16 protein-coding genes are annotated in these 21366 nt (G+C 41.4%); 4 read left to right on the plus strand and 12 right to left on the minus strand.

Going from position 1 to position 21366, the window contains the following annotated elements:
* The first annotated feature begins 2 nt into the window (after nucleotides 1-2).
* Entirely contained in the window at nucleotides 3-869 is an 867-nt protein-coding gene (locus tag KHM83_RS03345; protein ID WP_213235493.1) for an ABC transporter ATP-binding protein, read from the plus strand.
* On the plus strand, nucleotides 862-1503 hold the full coding sequence (locus tag KHM83_RS03350) for an ABC-2 transporter permease (protein ID WP_213235494.1): 642 nt from the start codon (nucleotides 862-864) through the stop codon (nucleotides 1501-1503). The genes KHM83_RS03345 and KHM83_RS03350 overlap by 8 nt, the downstream gene beginning before the upstream one ends.
* 130 nt (nucleotides 1504-1633) lie before the next feature.
* Here the strand turns inward: KHM83_RS03350 and KHM83_RS03355 are convergent, their stop codons facing one another.
* Together KHM83_RS03355 and KHM83_RS03360 are read right to left on the minus strand one after the other, a co-directional pair.
* Nucleotides 1634-2143 carry a DUF2179 domain-containing protein gene (locus KHM83_RS03355; RefSeq protein ID WP_213235495.1) on the minus strand — a complete coding sequence of 170 codons (510 nt, stop codon included), beginning with the start codon at nucleotides 2141-2143 and terminating at the stop codon, nucleotides 1634-1636.
* A gap of 142 nt (nucleotides 2144-2285) precedes the next feature.
* A complete protein-coding gene (locus KHM83_RS03360) occupies nucleotides 2286-4025 on the minus strand; it encodes an ABC transporter ATP-binding protein (RefSeq protein WP_213235496.1) in 1740 nt (579 codons plus the stop codon).
* Nucleotides 4026-4267: 242 nt separating this feature from the next.
* Here KHM83_RS03360 and KHM83_RS03365 point away from each other — a divergent pair, with 242 nt between their 5' ends.
* Together KHM83_RS03365 and KHM83_RS03370 are read left to right on the plus strand one after the other, a co-directional pair.
* Nucleotides 4268-4927 carry an NUDIX hydrolase gene (locus KHM83_RS03365; RefSeq protein WP_213235497.1) on the plus strand — a complete coding sequence of 220 codons (660 nt, stop codon included), beginning with the start codon at nucleotides 4268-4270 and terminating at the stop codon, nucleotides 4925-4927.
* 488 nt (nucleotides 4928-5415) lie between these two features.
* On the plus strand, nucleotides 5416-6534 hold the full coding sequence (locus tag KHM83_RS03370) for a flagellar brake protein (protein ID WP_213235498.1): 1119 nt from the start codon (nucleotides 5416-5418) through the stop codon (nucleotides 6532-6534).
* A 138-nt stretch (nucleotides 6535-6672) separates the two neighbouring features.
* On the opposite strand, the gene KHM83_RS03375 is transcribed toward KHM83_RS03370, so the two are convergent.
* The 10 genes from KHM83_RS03375 to alr all read right to left on the minus strand — a co-directional run bounded on the left by KHM83_RS03375 (nucleotide 6673) and on the right by alr (nucleotide 21322).
* The gene (locus tag KHM83_RS03375; protein ID WP_213235499.1) at nucleotides 6673-7611 is read right to left on the minus strand and encodes a TIGR01212 family radical SAM protein; all 939 of its coding nucleotides are present in this window, start codon (nucleotides 7609-7611) and stop codon (nucleotides 6673-6675) included.
* Between the two features lie 63 nt (nucleotides 7612-7674).
* Nucleotides 7675-8067, minus strand: a complete 393-nt coding sequence (locus tag KHM83_RS03380) for a response regulator (protein ID WP_213235500.1) — start codon at nucleotides 8065-8067, stop codon at nucleotides 7675-7677.
* 2 nt (nucleotides 8068-8069) lie between these two features.
* On the minus strand, nucleotides 8070-11075 hold the full coding sequence (locus KHM83_RS03385) for a PAS domain-containing hybrid sensor histidine kinase/response regulator (protein WP_213235501.1): 3006 nt from the start codon (nucleotides 11073-11075) through the stop codon (nucleotides 8070-8072).
* A gap of 430 nt (nucleotides 11076-11505) precedes the next feature.
* Complete coding sequence (hydG, locus tag KHM83_RS03390) at nucleotides 11506-12900, minus strand: [FeFe] hydrogenase H-cluster radical SAM maturase HydG (RefSeq protein ID WP_246542849.1); 1395 nt, start codon at nucleotides 12898-12900, stop codon at nucleotides 11506-11508.
* Nucleotides 12901-12920: 20 nt separating this feature from the next.
* A complete protein-coding gene (locus KHM83_RS03395; RefSeq protein ID WP_213235534.1) occupies nucleotides 12921-13175 on the minus strand; it encodes a TM1266 family iron-only hydrogenase system putative regulator in 255 nt (84 codons plus the stop codon).
* Nucleotides 13176-13485: 310 nt separating this feature from the next.
* The gene (locus KHM83_RS03400) at nucleotides 13486-15615 is read right to left on the minus strand and encodes a diguanylate cyclase domain-containing protein (RefSeq protein ID WP_213235502.1); all 2130 of its coding nucleotides are present in this window, start codon (nucleotides 15613-15615) and stop codon (nucleotides 13486-13488) included.
* A 2-nt stretch (nucleotides 15616-15617) separates the two neighbouring features.
* Nucleotides 15618-17990 (minus strand): GGDEF domain-containing phosphodiesterase, encoded by a 2373-nt coding sequence (locus KHM83_RS03405; RefSeq protein ID WP_213235503.1) that lies wholly within the window; start codon nucleotides 17988-17990, stop codon nucleotides 15618-15620.
* 195 nt (nucleotides 17991-18185) lie between these two features.
* Nucleotides 18186-18995: a M55 family metallopeptidase gene (locus KHM83_RS03410; protein ID WP_213235504.1), complete on the minus strand. Its 810-nt coding sequence runs from the start codon at nucleotides 18993-18995 to the stop codon at nucleotides 18186-18188.
* A gap of 1 nt (nucleotide 18996) precedes the next feature.
* Nucleotides 18997-20190 carry a M20 metallopeptidase family protein gene (locus KHM83_RS03415; RefSeq protein WP_213235505.1) on the minus strand — a complete coding sequence of 398 codons (1194 nt, stop codon included), beginning with the start codon at nucleotides 20188-20190 and terminating at the stop codon, nucleotides 18997-18999.
* Nucleotides 20177-21322 carry an alanine racemase gene (alr, locus tag KHM83_RS03420; RefSeq protein ID WP_213235506.1) on the minus strand — a complete coding sequence of 382 codons (1146 nt, stop codon included), beginning with the start codon at nucleotides 21320-21322 and terminating at the stop codon, nucleotides 20177-20179. The genes KHM83_RS03415 and alr overlap by 14 nt, the downstream gene beginning before the upstream one ends.
* Nucleotides 21323-21366: the final 44 nt, after the last annotated feature.

Genomic DNA, 21366 nt, shown 5'->3' on the forward strand with positions numbered 1-21366 from the left:
CAATGAACAATATACTGGAAGTTCATGCCCTAAATAAAACTTATAAAAACTTTGCACTGCAAGATGTAACCTTTTCATTGCAGGAAGACTGTATTACCGGTTTCATCGGCATCAACGGCGCCGGTAAAACGACGACCATCCGCTCCATACTCGGTCTTGCACTTAAAAATTCAGGCAAAATTAAGGTTTTGGGAATGGATGTAGACACACATGAACGGGAAATAAAAGATGCTTTGGGCGTGGTAATGGATGAAGGCTGTTTTTACAATCAATTAACGCTCAATGAAATGAAAAGCATTATTGCACCCGCCTACACAAAATGGAGCGATAATGACTATCGACACTATTTACAAGCGTTTGATCTTGATCCCAAGCAAAAAATTGCGACACTCTCAAAAGGGATGAGAATGAAATATTCTTTAGTACTGGCATTATCCCATCAAGCACAGCTGCTCATCATGGATGAACCCACCAGCGGCCTTGACCCATTGGTGAGAAGCCAGCTTTTAGAGATCATGGCTGATTATATGAAACAAGGCGGAAAAGGCGTTTTTTTCTCGACGCATATTACGTCAGATCTAGATAAAATTGCAGACATGCTGATTTTAATTGATCACGGCAAAATCGTCTTTGAAAAGAGTAAAGACGAACTCCTTGATCAATACCGTTTAGTCAAAGGCGATCCATCATTATTAAGCAATGAACATAAAAAACACCTCATGAACCTCGAACTAACAAGCTATGGTTTTAGCGGCATTACAGCTGACTGGTCAAAAATTCAAAAAAGCATCCCGGACATCGTATTGGAAAAGGTAGATGTTGAAGCCATCATGCTCGCCTACCTGAAAAGGAGGAATTCAAATGCTTAGCCTTATTCGAAAAGATTTTCTAATCGTCAAAAAACTCACGTTTATTACAATGGCACTCATCGTCCTCGTTCCAATATTCATCAGTTTTATCGCCCCAGAGATCCCAGGTATTTTCACTTTTTTGTACATGCTTATCTTTGGCACTTTAATGCTGTCTCAAGCGATATCCCAAGAAGAGGCAAGGTATCCCAAAGCCATCTCGCTGCTTTGCGCTGCACCTTATTCTCGCAGCGCATGTGTCGCCTCAAAATACTTTGTATTTATTGCAACTTTTGCATACTGCTATCTTGTCGATACACTTGTAAAACTACTTATCAATCCAAGTGCAGTCTTAGGTATGACATCGGTTCTCTTTGTCCTTTTAATTGGCGTCATCATATTTGGCATCTACATGCCAATTGAATATCAATTCGGTGCTGTTAAAGCGCGCTTTATGTTTTCTACTGTGATTATACTGTTTTCAATGGGCCCTTCAATGATTTCAAATTTTGATCCCAATTTTTTGTCGGCATTTTCTGTTTTCAACCAGTATCCTTCAATGATGTTAAACAGTATTTTAGCCGCGATGAGCATTACATTATTTGCAGCATCTTTAATCATTTCTACTAAAATTTTCTTAAGCAAAGAGCTATAAAAGCAATCCTAAATCGGCATCTTAGCGACCGTACTTTTATGGTCGAAGGTTATTTACTTCTTTTTGCATAAAAAAATCGCTACACAGCCATCGTGTAACGATTTTTATTTACCATAACGAGAAATGCCCCTTATTTGCGAATCATGCCAAATCCACCGTAAATCGGCTTCTTATCGGATACGGTGATGACTGCATTTTCCTGCGTCTCTTTAATCAGTTCGACACAGCCCTTCACTTTTTTTCGCGGTACATACATCATCAGCACAAATCTCGGATGACTTTTCCCCTCTCCATGAATCAGCGTCACAGCATAACCTTTTTCACGCAACTGTGTCGCCAGAGGCAAACCATGTTCTTCCCTGACGATAACCGTCATTTCTGACATGCCGATGCCGATACGCTCTTCCAGCACACTGCCTAAAAAATTGCCAATGGCAAAGCCCAGTGCATACGCAATAATTTTCAACGGATTTTCTGCAATGTTATTTAGAACCGTACTAACGAGTATCACCCAAAGCGATACTTCAAAGAAAGCGATAAACGCCCCTATTTTGCGCTCGCCCTTGGTAATTAAAACGATGCGCACTGTCGATATTGACACCTCGACAATCTTGAACATTACAATGAATAAATAAATCATGCTGCCTCCTGTTTAACTCAATTCATTATAGCTTGTTCCCGAAAATCTGTTGATGTCAATTTCATGACATCTTTATTACCATTTTGAGAGCATTTTAGTGCCGCATTCCACAACACTGCCATACTGTTTTACCACGGCTGATCTACGCCAGTACGTCAGGTATATACCCTCGAAATTGCGCTTTATAGAGTTTTGCATAGAGGCCGTCGGCATTAAGCAGCTTATCGTGACTACCGCGTTCGGCAATGCCCTGATCTGTTAATACGACGATTTCATCTGCACTGATAACGGTTGAGAGTCTGTGAGCAATTACCAGCGTCGTTCGGTCTTTTGAAAGAACTTCAATTGACTTTTGAATGGCAAATTCATTTTCACTGTCAAGTGCTGACGTGGCTTCATCCAGTATTAAAATCGCAGGATTCTTTAAGAACACACGTGCAATGGCAATACGCTGTTTTTGACCGCCGGATAATTTAACCCCGCGTTCACCGACAAATGAATCATACCCCTCATCAAGACTCATAATAAATTCGTGAATATAGGCAGCTTTCGCAGCTTCAACAACTTCCTCTATTGAGGCGTCCGGTCTGCCGTAGAGAATATTATCCTTAATCGTACCGTAGAATAGAAACACATCCTGTTGGACAACGCCGATATTTTCTCGGAGTGATGAGAGTTTTAATTGCTTGATTGGCTGATTATCAATGTAGATCTCACCACCTGTCACATCGTAATACCGCGGTATCAATTGTGATATTGTCGTTTTGCCTACTCCCGACGGTCCTACCATGGCAACGGTCTTGCCTGCCGGCACTTCAAAATTAAATTTGTTCAGCACAGGATCGTCGTCGGAGGTATAAGCAAACGTCACATCCTCAAAACGGATGATTCCTTTGACATCATCAAGCGACTGTGCGTCGAAGACATCTTTGATCGTCGGCTCAACAGCCATCGTTTCTGCAAAGCGTTCGAAACCAGCCATCCCCGATTGGAGTTGCTGCGTCAACTGAATCAGTGATCGTATCGGCTTTGTAAAATAGGCAATGTAAAGCAGAAAAGCCACCAGATCACCGTAATCTATTTGTCCGTTGAAGACGAAGACACCGCCTGCGATCATTGATGCCAAACTCATCATATCCAGAAAGAAACTGTTTCCGGAAGTATAGACGGCAATCGCGCGAAAAGCATCTTTCCGCGATTCAAGATGTGCACGGTTAGTTCTTAAAAATTTCTCGTTCTCATAATTTTCATTGGCAAAACTCCTCGCGAGACGAATACCGGATATACTGCTCTCAAGCTGTGCATTGATATCCGCTTGACGTTGTCTAAGCTTTCGAAAACTCGTCATCATCTGCTTGCGCATCACAATGGAAAAATAAATGGTCAAGAGCACAAAGACAAAGACGATTACGGTGAGCTGCCAGTTAATGGTCATCAGAATAAAAAAACTGCCAATCAGCATTATCACAGAAATAAAGAGATCTTCAGGTCCGTGATGCGCCAATTCTGCAACTTCATTGAGGTCACCTGTCAGTCTGTTCATTAATTGCCCCGTTTTATGGTTGTCAAAAAAAGAAAATTCAAGTTTTTGCAAGTGTCGGAACAGATCGTTTCGCATATCGTGCTCAATCCGCGAGCCAACGACGTGTCCATAATAACCCACAAAATAATTGCAGCCAATTTTAATCACATAGAGTATGACAATCACCGTCGAAAAAACAATCATGGCATGAATACTCCGATTGGGTATAAAATCATTAATAAATTGCCTTGAAAACATGGGAAAAATCAAATCGATTACCGCCATGATAAAAGCAATGAACAAATCCATGAAGAACAGAAAACGATGCGGCTTATAATAACTAAAAAATTGTTTGATCATGCGTGCTCCTTTAGTGTCGTTCGCTTGAATGACATCATTTTTTAAGGTATGATAATTGAGAAAATGGCATCATTTAAATTTTAACCCTTCCACGAGGACATGTAATCTTTTCATAATTCGAAAATTCAACTTATTGACGTGAAAGATCAACAAAAGGTAATGATGCAATTTCTTAATTAAATATTCTAACATATTTTTTCAAAGATAAATATTTCATTTTTATAATGAATAGCGGAGGCCGTATGAATTCTAAAATCATTGAAACACTCAAACAACACAAAGCAAATATAACCGGTGTCAAGCGCGAATCGGCAGTACTCATTCCGCTCGTCCTAAAAAACGGCGTCTGGCATCTAATGTACGAAGTTCGCGCAGCAACACTAAAATCTCAGCCCGGAGAAATCTGTTTTCCCGGCGGCAAACTTGAATGCCATGAAGATTCGGAAAGTGCCGCCATCAGAGAAACATGTGAAGAGCTGAATTTAGAACCGTCAGATATTGAAGTCATCGGGCGCGTCGATTCCATTCTTACGAGTTTCAATATGTTGATTCACTGTTTCGTCGGCATTATTGACAAACCTTTTGAATCCATTCACTTTTCAAAAGACGAAGTGGATCACGTTTTTTTAGTGCCCGTGCCGCATCTTTGTGAGAATGCGCCGGATACTTACGAAATTCAAACGCAAATGAATATCCCTGAATCGTTTCCGTTTGAAAAGATACCAGACGGCAAAGATTATGACTTCAGAACGTCGAAGTACCCGGTTATTTTTTATCATTACAAAGACAAGCACATATGGGGGCTTACTGCACGCATGACGCGCAATTTCGTAGAGCTTCTCAGTCCGCACTGTGATCATTTTGATCAAAGAAGAAAACAAATGCATCAAAAGCCGCTTTGAAATAGATAAACCGACCTTTGCTTTTCATGCATAAAAATTTTCATCACCACCAATATCGATTTTAGACATTAAAATGGACCCGCCTTTTCATTAAAAGCGAGTCCATTTAGTCAGTTTCAGCACATTGATTCAATTCATATTCAGTTTTGATAAACGTAAAGTCGTCTATAAGCATGCCTCCTAACGAAAGTAAAAAAAAAGCATTTTTAAAAACAACAGTGTTAAGAGTTTGTTTCTTTTTAGGGTCTATACCCTATATAAATGTCCTGAACTGACCTCTATAAAAAAACCAATTTGGTTTTATTATATTATTATGTTACCCAATTGTACGGGTTTTGAAACATTTTTTCAATAAAATTTATTGCTTTAATCATTATCAAACATTTACGATAATAGCGGGATTGCATCGCCGTCTATCACAGCGCGCTACTTTGAGCAGCAAGCGTCCTATGCTATAATAAAAGTAAGATGAAGCAGGAGGTAATCATATGGATTTATCGGAATACTTATTGCCCTCGTATTCAGTGGATCTATCTGTTTCCACTTTAGATGAAGCGCAAAATCCAACAATCCTAAAACTTAAAACCGTCATTGAAACAGGATACGATAATGGCTTTTTTAAAATTGTATCACCGATGCATCGCGGCAGAATGTATGTCCTGCATGACGACGAGTTAATTACCGTTACTTTCTATGCTGGCGAAGAACAGCAACGTTCTGCTTATGAACTCACCTGTAAGGTCATTGAAAAAACACATAAAGGCGGCAATTACACCGTTACCTTAAGGGCGACATCACAGCCAAAAAAAGTACAACGACGGCAAGCCTTTCGCGTCAACGTCTTTAATGATTATAAAATTCCGTTTAAAGGCAAGCAAATTACAATTACAACAAAAGATATCAGCTCTACGGGCATGCGTGCACTGAGTCCCGTCCAAATGGCAAAAGATGATGTTTTTGAAATTATGTTTGATGCAAACGTTATCGACCCCGAAGCTTATGAAAATAAACCTGATCCAAAACGCAGGTTTAAAATCAACTGTCGGGTTATTGATGCTATGCCGCAGACTGAAATCAGACGTTATATGCTGCGCATTCAATTTCTCGATCTCAGCAATGAACAGAGTAAAATGCTAATCCAATACCTTTATGCCAAACAAGCTGAGGTCATCGCCTATGATACATCGTTAAGCGCTCAGCGCGATCAGCTGGAACGTCTCATAGAAGGCAGTGATGATCGACGCCGTGGCGATGATAAGATTATCAAACGTTATCAAATGATTGGTTTGCTCAATGTCGTCGTGCTCTTTTTCGCATTGATGTTCATTCTGTTTGCACAGCCAAAACCGCTTTATTCGCTGGATAAGTTCTTTAACATCAGGCGTGCTAAATACTGGAATCCTCATTATTTTACCCTATCAATGGTATTGACGCTCGTCGCCATTAGCTTTGGCAGCTATGGCCTTATTCTCAATGGTACGCGCATGAAACGCCGTACAGACCACTTCAGCACGACGCTGATCGTCACCATAGGCATCGCCGTTATCATGCTCTTTGTCAGTATTTATCTTCTCTCGACGCAAAACATTTACAACGTCGTTGCTTAGCACATTGCATCCATCTAATCCATCTACTGAAGCATTTCTTACACAGCATATACTAAGGCAGTGGATGCACCTTATAAGTACAAAATTAAACCCCAGCCATCCCGGTGTATTGTTAAACAGGGTGCTGGGGTTTCTCTATTACAATGCATGCCATAGGCAGCCTTGTACAATTGACCGTTCCCGCAGTTGTTTCTCAATGCCATTGAGCACCACGCGTTTATCACGTATCCACGTCGGTCCAATCAGCAATTCTCTAGGCCCGTCCCCCGTCAGCCTATGAATGGTAATATCCGGGCGTAGATGTGCAAGCGCTTCAACGATAAAATCAATATAGGCGTCGCGTGAAAGCAATTCAAAAGGTGCGGTTTCATAGGCGCGTGCCAATGCTGTTCCCTTTAAAACATTTAACATATGCATTTTAATACCAAAGGGCGCCAACCGATTAATAAAGGTGATTGTCGCCATAAAATCCGCTTTTGTTTCACCGGGCAGTCCGGCAATCACATGAAGGACAACGGGAATCTCAGCTTCTTTAAGTGCCTTAACACGAGATTCGATTACTGAAAGCGATTGGTGAAGATTCAGCCGCTCTCGCGATTCGTATTTCGTCGTCTGGACGCCAATTTCCACCCAAAACACCGGCAAACGCCGATATGTTTTAAGCATTTCGATCGTGTTGTCGTCAAGACAATCTGCACGCGTTGCAATTGCAAGGCCCTGCACTTCCGGTTCTGCCAGTGCACTGTCATAACGCGACTTTAAACGTATCGGCGAATCATACGTATTCGTAAAACTTTGAAAATATGCAATATAATGACGCGCAGCCCACTTTTGACGCATAAGTTCTTTCTGAGCTTCAATCTGGGCACGAATAGATGCTTGCACTTTTTCAGAGTTAGGAGAGATAACACCTGCATAATCTCCGGAGCCGCGTTCACTGCAAAAAAGACAGCCCTCACTGTCAAGGGTGCCATCGCGATTCGGACAGGTAAATCCCCCATCGATAGAGAGCTTAATAAATTTTTTGCCATACTTCTGTTTTAAAAATGAATTGATTGATAAATAACGTTCGGACATGCTGCCATCCTTTCAACAAAATGGTGACACAGTCGTTGCGCCTTGTCAAGTGAGAAAATTATATCAAACGAGATTCAATTTTTTCAGTACATCGACAAATTTATCGACATCAATTGGCTTTACAGCAAATCCTTGTGCGCCAATTTCAAAAGTCGACTGTACTTTATCAGTGGAATTTAGTGCTGTTGTCATAATAATCTTGCACTTCTTCTCTTCCGGTACTTTTCTTTCTTGTTCTAAAATTCGGATGGTTTTAAGCACATTGATCCCATCCACTTCCGGCATCATAATGTCAAGACATACGAGATCGTAGTATATGCCTTCATCAAGTGCCATCATAAAGACCTCTAATGCTTCAATGCCGTCTACGGTGACGTCACATTCACCGTATTTGTTCAAAAATTTGTACAAAAAAGTACGACTGACGTAATCGTCTTCGGCGATAAGAATCCGCATAACTACCTCCCCAGGTTCTCTTTAAAATTTTGAAAATATGTTTCAAATGCTTCAATATTTTCTTTGCGTATGGCAAGTTCCATCTTTAGAACAATGCGCCGAAGCGCAGTATGATTTTTGACTAAGTGCTTTAACTGTCCAGAAATCATTTCAATAGCAGCAAAGTTGCTCGCTGTAATGGCGTCGTCAATGGCTTCAATTTTTTCCTGAATTGCCGTTAATGCCAATTCACCAAGCGCCTCCTCTTGTTGAATACGAACCATTATTTCGTCGACATTAAAACGCTGTTCTTCAAGCATGCCCGTGTTCTTCATAATCACACGAAAGAAGTTTTTGAGCGATACAGGTTTCGCAATATAATCGTCAAAACCTGCCACTTTCAGCTTTGCTTCATCTTCAGAGAGTGCATGTGCCGTAAAAGCAACTATCGGAACACTGACGCCTTGTTCTTTACTAATGCGCCGCATCGCTTTCATTGCTTCGATGCCATTCATCGTCTTCATTTGAATATCCATGATGACAAGATCGTAATGCTGATCTCTAAACAAGTTGACAGCATCCCGTCCATTGCTGGTAATGTCCGCTTTGTGTCCTTGCAAATTGAGAAGCTTGCTGACGACGATTTGATTGACTTCATCGTCTTCCGCCACAAGCACACTTAGTTTTTTCGATACTTCCGGTATCTCAATTTTCTGATTATCGCCAATTGGCCCAAAGGCATTCCCGATAACCATTGGCAGATCAATCACCATAGTCGTTCCCTTACCGAGTTCACTCGACATCGTCAATCGACCACCGAGCAGTTCAATCAATCCCTTTGATATGGAAAGCCCCAGACCCGTGCCGCCATATTTTCGGGTTGCACTTGGATCTGCCTGGTTAAAGCTTTCGAAGATTTTTGCCTGATTTTCCTCAGAAATACCAATGCCTGTGTCTTCGACACATATCTTGAGTTTAAAAACCATCCCTTCCGTGTTGACACCGCTAATTTTAACGGCAACATGTCCCTCGTCAGTAAATTTAATGGCATTGTAGATAATATTATTCAAAATTTGTCTGATCTTAGCGGCATCGCCAATCAGAAAATCTGGAATTTGCGTCAACCTCTCGAATTCAAATTTAATGTGTTTAGCCATTGCCTGAATTCTAAGCGGCATTAATGTTTCATTGATAAAGGATGCAAAATTGAAAATATGTTCATCCGCTTCCATTTTGCCAGCTTCAATTTTGGAAAAATCCAGAATGCTGTTGATAATATTGAGCAGTGACGTGGCACTGGTCTTAACCATCTCAAGGTATTGTTTTTGAACTGGTGATAATTCAGTCATCAGCGTTAATTCCGTCATGCCGATAATACCGTTCATCGGCGTGCGTATTTCATGACTCATATTTGCGAGGAACAAGCTCTTCGCTGCATTTGCTTCATCCGCAACGTTTTTAGATGCTTGGAGCTTTTTCCGATATTCAACTTGCTCCGTAATATCTCTGATAACAAAGACATAGCTGACATCTTCTTCATATTTTAAGATACTGCCGACAGACTGCGACCATCGCTCCTCGCCGAATTTCGTCTCAATCTGAAATTCCGCGGTGGTATTCGCTTGAAACTCTTTCGTGATTCCCTCTCGAACCTCATGGGATTCGAGATCTTTTTCAATAACGAATTTTCTAAAATCTCGTCCAATGATTTCGCCGACATCATAGCCTGTCAGTTGTTTAACCGATGGCGAAGCGTACGTAATAATATTATCGCTGTTAATCTGTACAATCGTATCCAACATACTGTTTGTTATCATGCGCAAATGCCGTTCACTGTGAATAAGCTCCCGAGACATGCGCTTCATGTCGGTAATATCCTGAAGTGCAACCAAAATGTGCTTCTGCTGATTGATCACAGCCGGCGATGCATTCATCCGCAAATAACGCACAGTCTTTTCATCGTTTTTGCTATCCTTATGCCCCGCAGCATAAATGACTTCTTGACCGCGTATGGTCATATCTTTTTCCATGACGCGCTCAAGCGTTTTGGCAATAATGCAGTTTTCACAATGATTGCATTTATAATGAACTGTATCTGAATTTTGTGTGCAAATAAATAAATTGTAAAAAGAGGCATTGACAATCTTTTGTATTTCCGCATTAAAAATTCTAAGTGCTTCCATATTCGTCTTTAAGATAATGCCGCGTTCATCAATGATCAAAAGTCCTACGGTCGTATTTTCAAAAATGGCTTCAAAGGTCTGCTTTTCCTGTTCTATGTAAAGCTCTGTATGTTTGCGATTTGTGATATCCTTCATCATAATTGTGTAGTGCATCATATTACCGTATGAATCTCGAACCGCTTGAATTTGAATTTCTTCCCACGCATATTCATTATTTGCCAAATCAAAACGCTCCTCGGAAGTCCAACTTCCGAGCTGTTCAACGTAGAAGACGATCATTTCTCTAAAATCTTCATTGGCATTTGGAAAGAGACGCTCTAAAATATCATCCCCGTTAATTTGGTTGCGCTCTCCTAAGTATTTATACTGATAATAAGGATTGCAATACTGGACGCGCCATCTCAAATCTGTAATAATCATGGAGATATGACTTTGTTCGACTAAGTTTGAATACATATCGGCATTTGCACGCGCTTGATGGAGCTTCTCGATATTTTTTATAATGACGATTGCATAAGTATATGCCGAACAGTCCTCATCTGACACAGAAGCCGTCACGGTTACATGCGTACGTTCACCGCTGCTGCTTTCAAGCTCTATACCTTCTAAGAGCTGAATATTTTGGCGTCCTTCAATGGATTCGCACAACTTAATGCGCCCTGTCCCTCTATAGAGGCGCGTCATATCATCCAATTTGCTGCCAACGGCGATTTCCCGCTCAACACCTACAAGTTTTGAAAATTCATTATTGCAATATGCGATACGCGCTTCTGAGTCACAAATGGTAACCGCATCACCTGCATTATCCATCAAACTGATAAAATTGGCTATTTCAATCTTTTTCATAGGCGCTCCCTCATACTAGTCCTACAATATTTTTAACCAATTTGCAAATTCCTAAACAAAAACCATGGCATAAAGCGACTTTGCGCCAATTTTCGCCATCGGTTTCGACAATGTCAGTCGATAGTCCTATAGTCCTGCCCCAACGCTCTGTACCGCTGTTTGAACGCTGAACCTTTTGATATATCATTGCTTCATCATGCGACTTACGGTATTCATACCTATTTTAAGGTTTCATTTTCTTTAAACAGTCTATGCCGTATCACCCTATTACTGTCTCGAAATGATTTTCACAATTGTCTTATTCAATAAAAAATCGGTATGTACATGCACGCATGTTCTCATACCGATTAATGATTTGATCGATTTCATTGTTTTGATTGCATTACTCTTATTGCATTACTCTTATTGTACTCTTATTACCCTCTTTTGATTATAGAAAAATATCACGTTTCCCGTTTGAAAGATCTTCCAGCCCCTTTATGATAATGTTGCGTGTCTTATCCGTTTTAACGTGCGTGAGCTGCGATGCGATAAATGCGTCTGCCATGGTTTGAAGCTCTTCATCGCCGTAATCAATGGCATATTCTTTAAGCGTCATCATGGCATTGGGCTGACAGACATGCTGAATTTCACCTGTCTTCGCCAATTTCATAAATCGATCACCCGTTCTGCCCATACGATAGCAAGAAGTGCAAAAGCTTGGAATGAAGCCGTCGCGAATAAGTCCTTTGATGACATCAATTGTCGGTCGATCATCAGAAATGGCAAACTGTTGAACGTCATTGCCGAGCTCATTGGCTTTATAACCGCCAACACCGGTACATGAACCAGCACTGAGCTGCGTAACACCGTGATGAATCAGTTCATTGCGCGTCGCTTCACTTTCTCGCGTTGAGAGTATAATACCGGTAAATGGCACGGCAAGTCTTAAAATTGCGACTATTTTTTTGAAAGTTTCATCATCCAGAATGTGCGCATAATCTGATAAGTCCACGCCTTCTGCCGGTTTAATCCTCGGCACTGAAATCGTGTGAAAACCAACGCCGAAAGTATCTTCAAGATGTTTGTTGTGCATCATCAGCGCCAACACTTCAAAGCGATGATCGGAAAAGCCGAACAGCACGCCAGCGCCTACATCATCAATACCACCTTGCATCGCTCTGTCAAATGCCGTCAAGTGATACAAATAGTCGCCTTTTGGACAATGCGGATGCAATTTTTCATAATTACTTTTTTCATATGTTTCTTGAAAGAGAATATAAGTACCGATTTCTGACGCCTTTAGTTTTTGATAGTTTTCTACAGTCGTCGCAGCAATATTGACATTAATGCGCCTGATATTGCTTTTTTCGCTGACGGTTTCATAAATCGTTTTGATCGTATCTGTTATATAATCAATATCACAGTTGACAGGATCTTCCCCCGCTTCTAATGCAATGCGCTTATGACCCATTTTTTCAAGAATTCTAACTTCTTCTTGAATCTCTGCCTTTGTCAATTTTTTTCGTGTAAATTGATTGTTGCGCTTGTAGCCGCAGTAGGAACAATTGTTAATACAAAAGTTGCTGACATATAGCGGTGCAAACATAACCACGCGATTACCGTAAATTTCACTTTTAATTTCAGATGCGCGCTTGTAAATGCGTTCGATATGCGCCGGCTTTTTAGCCTGCAATAAAACAGCGACATCTCTATAAGACAGTGTTTCTCGGTTAAATGTCTTTGACAGCACCGCTTCAATTGCCTCGTCTGTCACCGCTTTTGTTTCCTCTAAAATTTGATAAATAAGTGCATGATCAATAAAACCTTCCATTTTTTGTGCCATAAGCGCCCTCCAGTAGACTGTTACCCCGAAATCGTCTTTTTCGATATTGAGGTCTTCACAGATACATTTTTAATATTGCCGAGTTTCCCGGTTAAGCTGTTAATATCATCAACCGTGCCTATGACGATAATTGTCACAACCGACATGCCATACTGGTCAAAGGGGATACCCGTTCGACCTTTGACAATGTGTTTAAAGGCTGCAACGATCTCGTTAAACTTTCCCTGTACGTCTTGAGCATCTTCTAAAATTGCACTGATTACGCCTACTTTCATCTCCATGAGAAGGCCTCCTTTGTTTACTGCATCAAAAAACCTTCTCCAATAAGATCTAGACCGCCATTTCGCGATGTTCTAAATCGATTCTCACAATCGTATTTTTTACAGTAAAAGCAACTGCAAAATACCCAAAAGTTCAAATCTTCTTATTTTAATAAGAGAAGGCAAACTGCAACAAATATTCTTTTGCCCTTTCAGATCAGATCCCTTTTCCGTTAGGTATTAACAATAAGACACGCACATGAAGCAAATCGCTCAACGTGCATGAAACTCTTTGTGAATATTTTATCAACATGTTAATTATTTGTCAATGTTTTTCTTTTGGTACATCATACACGATATGGGCAATGCCGTTACGACCATTTCCCTTGGCTTCATAAACAGCATTGTCCGCTCCTTTTAAAAGCACGTCTTCGCCTGCTTCTAGGTATGCATTTCCATAAGAAGCAATGCCGATACTCAGGGTAACAATACCATTAATGTTTGAATCATCATGTCTGATTGATAGCATTCTAATATCCCTTAAAATCATCTCACAAACGATTTCAATAATTTCAAGGGGCACTGCTCTGGCAAGAATGAGAAATTCATCACCGCCATAGCGATATGCCCTTGCGTCAAGGTCGTCTATATGCCGATGTATAATTTCTGCCGTCTTTCGTATGACCATGTCACCTTCGAGATGACCATAGCGGTCATTAAATTCCTTAAAAAAATCAATATCGATCATAATAACACTAATGTGATTCTGTCGCATCGAAGGCGCAAAATACGTTTTGAGATCTTCATTGAGGGCATGGCGATTGGCAAGGCCGCTAAGACTGTCACGTCGGGACAGCGCTTCCAGTGCACCGTTTAACCGCTTGAGCTCTTGGGTTTTAAGGGCATTGGTAATCGCGATGGCAATGTAGGCACCAATGGTGCGAATCATTTCCAGTTCATAGTGGTTAAAGCCATCCCGTTCAAACTTTTGTAGGGAAAAAACGCCAATAATTGTTCCTTCATCGTATAGCGGCAAGTAAAAGACAGATTCGTACGGCACTTCAAGATCTGGAAAATTTAATTGAAGCGGTTCAAAATCGTCCAGTTTTAAATGGCTATTAAAACCCGTGTAAATTTCCTGACTATGTCTGATGCACCACGTCGCCAGACTGCTCTTATTGTGAACACTAACGTCGTACGATCTCGTTATCGTCTGACGATGATACATCATGCGATTATAAACAACTTGGTTTTCAGCATTGTAAAGCCCAATGACCAATGCATCAAAGTCCATGAAACTGACTAGTTTTTGGATAATCAGTCTAAAAATTTTATCGTAATCCTGTTCTTTTGTAATTTCCTGTGATATTTCGTAAATCATTTGCATATTCTTGAGGAGTTTAACCGCATTTTCATTTAATCTATTTTCGATTTTAACAGCTGACTTCTCTCGAATTTGAAAAATCGTCATTTCATTCATTCGCGCAATAAATGTCTCGTCTAGTGTAATGAGCTGTTTCTGATAGGCTGCCGTTATTGCCGTATTCCCCATGGCAGTTGCAATATCACAGAGCATTTGCAGCACTTCACGTTCGAATTCAAATTCTTCCGCTTCGACAACCTGCGTCAGCGCGATCTTTGCTTCATGCAATGCGATCTCATACTGTTTATCGGCATAGGCACAAAGTGCCTTCTCAATATAGCACTCCAAACGCGTCACGGGATCTTCTTCGACTGCCAACAATGTCAGAACACTTGCCAGCAGTGCCTGTGCAATATAGATATCGCCATTGATTCTCGCATGTTTCGCCGCCAGCAGCTTATATAAACCGAGGTAGAAAGTTCCCTGACAGGTTGATTGTGTCATCTGCATCAGCATCTGCTCGGTTTCTGCCAACTGTTCAGCCTGTCGCTGACGCGCATATATATCGCCTAAATTATAATAAATCAGAAACTGCGCTTCATAATTGCCTTCTTGTGCGGCGAGCGGCAAAGCATCAAGATAATACTTGACGGCTGAATCATACAATTTAAGCGATGCGTAAAGCGATGCGATATTATTAATGAGCATACTTCGATAATGCGTTCTAAGCGCATGCGTTTCAATCACTTGAAGACTTTGATGATAATAATCGAGCGCCATGGCATAAAAGCCCTTTCGCGCAGAAATGTTGCCGAGCAAATTACAGCAGAGCATATGCAGCTCATCAAATGATTCTTTTGAAGAAACTTGATACATCTCCGATGCAATTTCACGAGCTGCCTCATTTTTCCCAACTGCATAAAGTTCTTTACCGTAATTAATCAGCGTCCGCACTTTCAAATAAACATCATCAAGTTCGCGAATAGTATTAATGCGATTCTCAACGGCTTCAATCTTCTCAGCATGGGAAATCTGCTGGTTCGCTTCCATTAAATCATTCAATTTTTCAAGGTCAATATCGACACTGATCATATCTACTCCAGCCGTCCCGAAGACTCAGTTACACGCATAACACCGCTGTTTAAAAGTATATCAGATATGACCTGTTTGTCTACAGGTTTGCTGTAATAATAGCCTTGAATAAGTTCAACATTCAGATTTTTCAGATAGATGACTTGCTCGTGCTCTTCAACACCTTCCACCACGACTTCCAACGACATGTGATGCGCCATAGAGATAATAGAATCAATCAAGTTGTGTTTGCCTACCTCAATAACCATCTCAGATAAAAAATCTTTGTCAATTTTTAGTTTATCAATATTCAGCTTTCTTAAGTAATTCAAAGACGAATAGCCCTTGCCAAAATCGTCCAGTGCAATGGTCAGACCCATGGCTTTCATCTGTTTCAGCAAGTCATTAGCACCGTCAATATCTTCAATTAGGCAGGTTTCAATTATTTCGATGCATACTTTTGAAGGGTCTACCGGATAACGCGCCAGCATCGTTCGAATAAAATTTAAAAATTCCGGATTCGTAAACCACTTTGGCGAACTGTTAATGGAGACGAAAAAATCATAAGGGTAAATATCTGACCAAAGCTGAAGCATGCTGATCGCTTTTTCAAATACAAATTGATCCAATTCATGAATAATGCCAAGCTGCTCGGCGACTGGTATAAACGTATCGGGAAATACTTTTCGCCCGCTCCCGGGCTGCCATCTAATCAGCGTTTCAACACCCTTGATAATGTTTGTATTTGGACAGACCACCGGCTGAAAAACCACTTTGATCTCATGGTTGACCAACGCCTGCTTTAATTCATTCTCGAGCGCAATACGATCCAAATACTCATCTTTAATGCGCTGAGAATAGAAGACAATCTCCTGATCTTGCAGCATTTGCTGAGCCAAGTCAATATTTTGAAGCAGTATTTTGGGTGTTTCGCCATCTTCCGGATATTTCGCAACAATAAATCTCGGCTCAATGGGCACCTCGAGCTTAAGCGTTTTTAATTCGTTTCGAACCGTTTCAATTTGTCCACTTACAGCAGTACGATCCTCATCTGAATAAAGAACGGCAAAGGCATAGTCCGACTTTCTATAAACGGCTTCACGGCCAAAGACACTTTGCAGCAGCGCAATAATGTTGGCGTAGACAAGATTCATCTTCCCAGCGCCATAGGCTTCAAACTGCGCTTGAATATTACGAATTTCAAAGACAATGAGAAAATGACCATTGCGTTCAGAAGGATTCTGATAAGAGGTTTTGAGTTTCTCCTCCAATAAATAGATATTGCCAACGCCGGTAACCGTGTCGAAATACGACATTTCGTCAATAAAGCGAACGCGTTCGAGCATTTCTTTTCGAATATGTTCGAAGTCATTTGCAATATCGCCCAAACGACCAACTGCTTTTATGCCTACTGGCAGCAGATAGTTTTGTTTAACGGATTCTGTCACATTATCATGCAGTGCTTCTATCCTGTCAAAGATTTCATTTTTAATCACTTTGTAACTGATCGTGCTAAATGCTATAAATAAAACGACAAACATCAACGTCAGTCCAATGACATACTGCATAAAAAAGCGAACGATTTCATTGTTCCGATATGTATTTGAAATCAGTACACTTGCCGGCAGTATCCAGTTTTCACGGTTGATCTCCAGAACTGCGTATACCGTTTGTCCCGTTGCCTCCTTTTGCACGATAAAGTCGCCGCTCTCCAGCGTCTCGAGTTGTCGCTCGGTAGCATTCGGCAGATATGCGGCTAATGTATCTGTCATAAACGTCTTTTGTCTTAAAATGAGAATATTATCCATTGCAACTTTTTTATTAAAGAGCGATATATATAGATTCTGATAGAGATCCGATGGAATACTCGTTAAGATTTTATTGGTCAAATTGAATTGATAAAAATAGCCTTTTTGTGTTTCTGGATTTATGAGCAGCACATTTAGGTACAATTTCCCATTGGATTCATTTAAACACATACCTAAGTTCTCAATAGTAACTTTAGTGAGCTCATCCGGCCAATTTGTCGTCACCAGCGATGTCAGCGCATCACGCATTGAATCCTCAAGGTCAACACTGGCATAGGCCAAGTTCGCTGCTGAATCAAATACAAAATAATTTTCCAGCTGATGCTGTCCTTTTAGCACCATATTAACAGAACCCGTATTAAACGTGCGCTCTGACAAATAACGATTCAATGTTGTCTCAATTTCATCAAATGCTTGGAATTCAAGTAAATCAAGTAAATTGAGATAATAATTCACATCATTTTTGGCACTCTTCATTTCATGAACAATCAGCTGTTCCATAAATTGCTGATAAAGCCAGATCTGACTGTAAAGAAAAAGCGATGTAAAGAGAATTGCAAACGCAACCGTTGTTTTTATTAATTTCATTTTCACCTGTCGCATTGTCAGTCCCCTTTCTATAAGATCGTACGCTAATATGTTACCCATTTCACCATGTAAATCACACATTTTGGGGGATCACGCCATGTAAAAAGCCGTTAATAATCCATTAACGGCTTAGTGCAATCACTTATGACCTATCTTTTACTGCGGCAACGCATCCTACAACAAATGGCGCGCCTCTCAACATGCGAAGAAAAACATTTTCAACAATTCAAAAAAATCCTCGGTTTTGAATTTGACCGCATGAGCATCAATGCTTTCAACGCCTGTGTAATAACCCGCACGATAAGCATCTACATGACTGGTAAAACACACTTCCAATACAAAGCACTCTGGCAGATTAAGCTTAAACTGTTCTGGATCTTCTTTTAACAGTTGCATTGCCTCTTTCACTTCTGCTTGAATAACTTCCACTGCCCGATCTGGATGCATGGTTGTACACCCACCGCCTTCACCCTGTTTGACAGCGATCGCCTTTACATTTGGCATCAATTGGCTCGCACGACTGCAAATTGCAGCGTCGCCGGTCACGGCAATCACCGGAACCCCCTCATAGGCTGCAATATAGGCATTCATCATCATTTCACTCATCAAAACACCATTCAGCTTGATCCATTGGTATTTAGAAGCATTCATGGTGTGTGCCAACGGATTGCCATTGCCGTAAGTCGCATCGTGATAGCCTGTTAAAATACAAGCATCAAACGTGCGGTCCAATCCCATCATCATCACATAAGGATGTTTTGACCACGCTCTATGAATGTCGACATCATGCGGCAATTCACTGATAATGAGATTGCGCCCTGAATCGTGCGCATCTTTCACAAGCACTTCTGTGGCACCAGCCGCTTGAACAGCTTCACAAATTGCAGCCACTTCTCTGGTCATTTGCCGTTGTGCCTCTGTATAGCTGTTGCTGCCAAGTTCAACTTCCGGCCATGAAACGACGCCGGCAACACCCTCCATATCGGCACTGATATATATTTTCATGCTATATGCCCCCTTGCAATAAGTTTAGTATAATATTCATTTGCAGCCCCACGCCGACAATAAGCGCACGCTCATCAAGGTCAAAGCATTCTGAATGAAGCGGGTGTACAATTTCTTCGGCAACGTTGCCGCAGCCAAGATGATAAAAAGCACCTCTCGCATCATCCAAAAAAAACGAATAATCCTCGACGCCTAATGACGGTGATTCCTTTTCAAAAATAGCACCAGCGCCCAGAACTTTACGTGCGACAGCTCTGACCACTTCATTAACGCCCTTGTCATTAATAAGGGCATTATAACCGGGCTCAAACTTGATAACGCCCTTGGCGCCATGTGCCGAAGCTACTGCTTCCACATAATTCATCATCGCGTCCTTCAAGTGTGCTCTAAGATTCTCATCGGTGGTACGCATGATTCCTGTCGCTTTTAAATGATCGCATACAATATTGTCCTTTGATCCGCCGTTAATTCGACCAAACGTTACCACCGCCTGATCAAGCGGCGACTTTTGACGCGTCAGAATAGTTTGAATGCCCTGTAGAATTTCAGCGGCCACAAGTCCTGCATCAACGCCCTTTTCCGGATAGGCGCCATGCGCCGCTTTACCATAAATATCAACCGACACCATATCAGATGCAGCATTGAGTTTCCCGTCGCGAACTTCAATCGTCCCGACGGGAAGATACGGCATCACATGTAAACCGAGCATATAATCGACATCAGGATTTTTCATACAGCCCTGTAATACCATGCGCTTTGCGCCGCCTATAGTTTCTTCTGCAGGTTGGAAAAACAGTTTTACAACACCGCGAAACGTGTTTGAAAGTGCTTTCAACTTTGCCGCACAGCCAATGAGAATTGTCGTGTGCGCATCATGTCCGCAGGCGTGCATAACACCTTTTGTCTTTGATGCATATGGTCGCCCGCTGTCCTCGACGAGCGGCAATGCATCAATATCCGCACGCAACCCAACGCAAGTCCCATCGCCTTCGCCGCGGATGATCCCCATTACACCCGTGTCCGCAATGCGAACGTGTTCAATCTCAAGTTCATCCAAAACGCCTTCAATGATCAGCTGAGTCTCAAATTCTCGTTCGCTGAGCTCGGCATGCTGGTGCAATTTTCGTCGTATGTCGACAAGCCATCTTTCAAAACCATTATCATCACTGTAATCTACATATTTAACAATTTCCATAATCTCCCTCGCCTAACAAATAATCCACAGTCGCAATCACTTCACCGTCTTGGACAATGCGTCTTGGTACACGCATTGCCACTCGACTCAGCAGTTCATTACGATTAGTGCCTGCCATCACCGCCACATCGCTAAGCGAAGCCGCCTCTCCAAACAGCTCCACTGAATCGCCGATTTGAATATTCGCTGCTCCTGTAACATCCACCATACATTGATCCATGCAAATCAAACCCACAATAGGATAAATCTTTTCCTGAATCAAAACGACACCGCCCTTCGATAAATTTCTCGGTAATCCATCCGCATATCCGATTGGCAATGTTGCAATAAGCGCCCGAGAATCCGCGGTAAAAAGCCCATCATAGCTAACCGATTCACCCGGTTCAATCCATTTCAAATGACTGACAGATGTTTTTAGCGACATCACTGGCCGCAGCTTAAATGGCACCGGGCGGCTACAGTAACCATACAGCGCCGCGCCGAGCCTAACCATCTGATAAGGCGCATCAGGGTAAATCATCGCACCAATCGAATCGCAGGCATGTGCAATGGGAATATGAATCCCCTCCAGTTTAAGTTGTTTAATCAGCGCATCGAACTTTTTCATCTGTTGCGTATCGCTGTCAGCATCCTTAAGTGCGAGATGTGTAAAAATACCTTCTATACTCAGCCATTCCAGTTGAAGGACTTGTTTTAAATCTGAAATAACAGTGGCCTCATCCTTATAACCCAATCGGTTAAAACCGGTATCATACTTGATATGTACTTTCATCACCGCATTATCGTAAGATGCATTTAAATTAAGTGCCCTCAAGTCTTCAAGTCTGAACATCGTCAGTGTAATCGTATTTTTTACAGCTTTGTCATAATCTTCCGGCGCCGTATAACCCATAACCAATATCGGCATTTCATTCAATACGCGCCGTACGGCAACTGCCTCCCGAATGTTGGCAACCGCAATATAATCGACACCGTAAGATGCCAGTGCTTTCGCAATGGTTTTCAAATCGTGCCCATAGGCATTTGCCTTAATCACACCGGCAATTTTGACGCGTTCAGGCAAAAAGTTTCTTATATTGATAAAATTCTCCTTCAGAGCATCTAAATTGATCTCTGCTGCTGTACCGAACATAAATAATGCCTCCTCGTGTTCCCACTTACTATTGTAGTGCGTCT

Source organism: Fusibacter paucivorans (assembly GCF_018390735.1).
Taxonomy (GTDB): Bacteria; Bacillota; Clostridia; order Peptostreptococcales; family Acidaminobacteraceae; genus Fusibacter; species Fusibacter paucivorans.

Bases quoted from the DNA above. Each gene is read 5' to 3' on its own strand.
- KHM83_RS03370 (WP_213235498.1), top strand. From the start codon at position 5,416: ATGGATTTATCGGAATACTTATTGCCCTCGTATTCAGTGGATCTATCT.
- KHM83_RS03395 (WP_213235534.1), bottom strand. From the start codon at position 13,175: ATGAAAGTAGGCGTAATCAGTGCAATTTTAGAAGATGCTCAAGACGTA.
- KHM83_RS03365 (WP_213235497.1), top strand. From the start codon at position 4,268: ATGAATTCTAAAATCATTGAAACACTCAAACAACACAAAGCAAATATA.
- hydG (WP_246542849.1), bottom strand. From the start codon at position 12,900: ATGGCACAAAAAATGGAAGGTTTTATTGATCATGCACTTATTTATCAA.
- KHM83_RS03380 (WP_213235500.1), bottom strand. From the start codon at position 8,067: ATGCGGATTCTTATCGCCGAAGACGATTACGTCAGTCGTACTTTTTTG.
- KHM83_RS03415 (WP_213235505.1), bottom strand. From the start codon at position 20,190: ATGGAAATTGTTAAATATGTAGATTACAGTGATGATAATGGTTTTGAA.
- KHM83_RS03360 (WP_213235496.1), bottom strand. From the start codon at position 4,025: ATGATCAAACAATTTTTTAGTTATTATAAGCCGCATCGTTTTCTGTTC.
- KHM83_RS03375 (WP_213235499.1), bottom strand. From the start codon at position 7,611: ATGTCCGAACGTTATTTATCAATCAATTCATTTTTAAAACAGAAGTAT.
- KHM83_RS03410 (WP_213235504.1), bottom strand. From the start codon at position 18,995: ATGAAAATATATATCAGTGCCGATATGGAGGGTGTTGCCGGCGTCGTT.
- KHM83_RS03355 (WP_213235495.1), bottom strand. From the start codon at position 2,143: ATGATTTATTTATTCATTGTAATGTTCAAGATTGTCGAGGTGTCAATA.
- KHM83_RS03405 (WP_213235503.1), bottom strand. From the start codon at position 17,990: ATGAAATTAATAAAAACAACGGTTGCGTTTGCAATTCTCTTTACATCG.
- KHM83_RS03400 (WP_213235502.1), bottom strand. From the start codon at position 15,615: ATGATCAGTGTCGATATTGACCTTGAAAAATTGAATGATTTAATGGAA.
- KHM83_RS03350 (WP_213235494.1), top strand. From the start codon at position 862: ATGCTTAGCCTTATTCGAAAAGATTTTCTAATCGTCAAAAAACTCACG.
- KHM83_RS03345 (WP_213235493.1), top strand. From the start codon at position 3: ATGAACAATATACTGGAAGTTCATGCCCTAAATAAAACTTATAAAAAC.
- KHM83_RS03385 (WP_213235501.1), bottom strand. From the start codon at position 11,075: ATGAAAAAGATTGAAATAGCCAATTTTATCAGTTTGATGGATAATGCA.
- alr (WP_213235506.1), bottom strand. From the start codon at position 21,322: ATGTTCGGTACAGCAGCAGAGATCAATTTAGATGCTCTGAAGGAGAAT.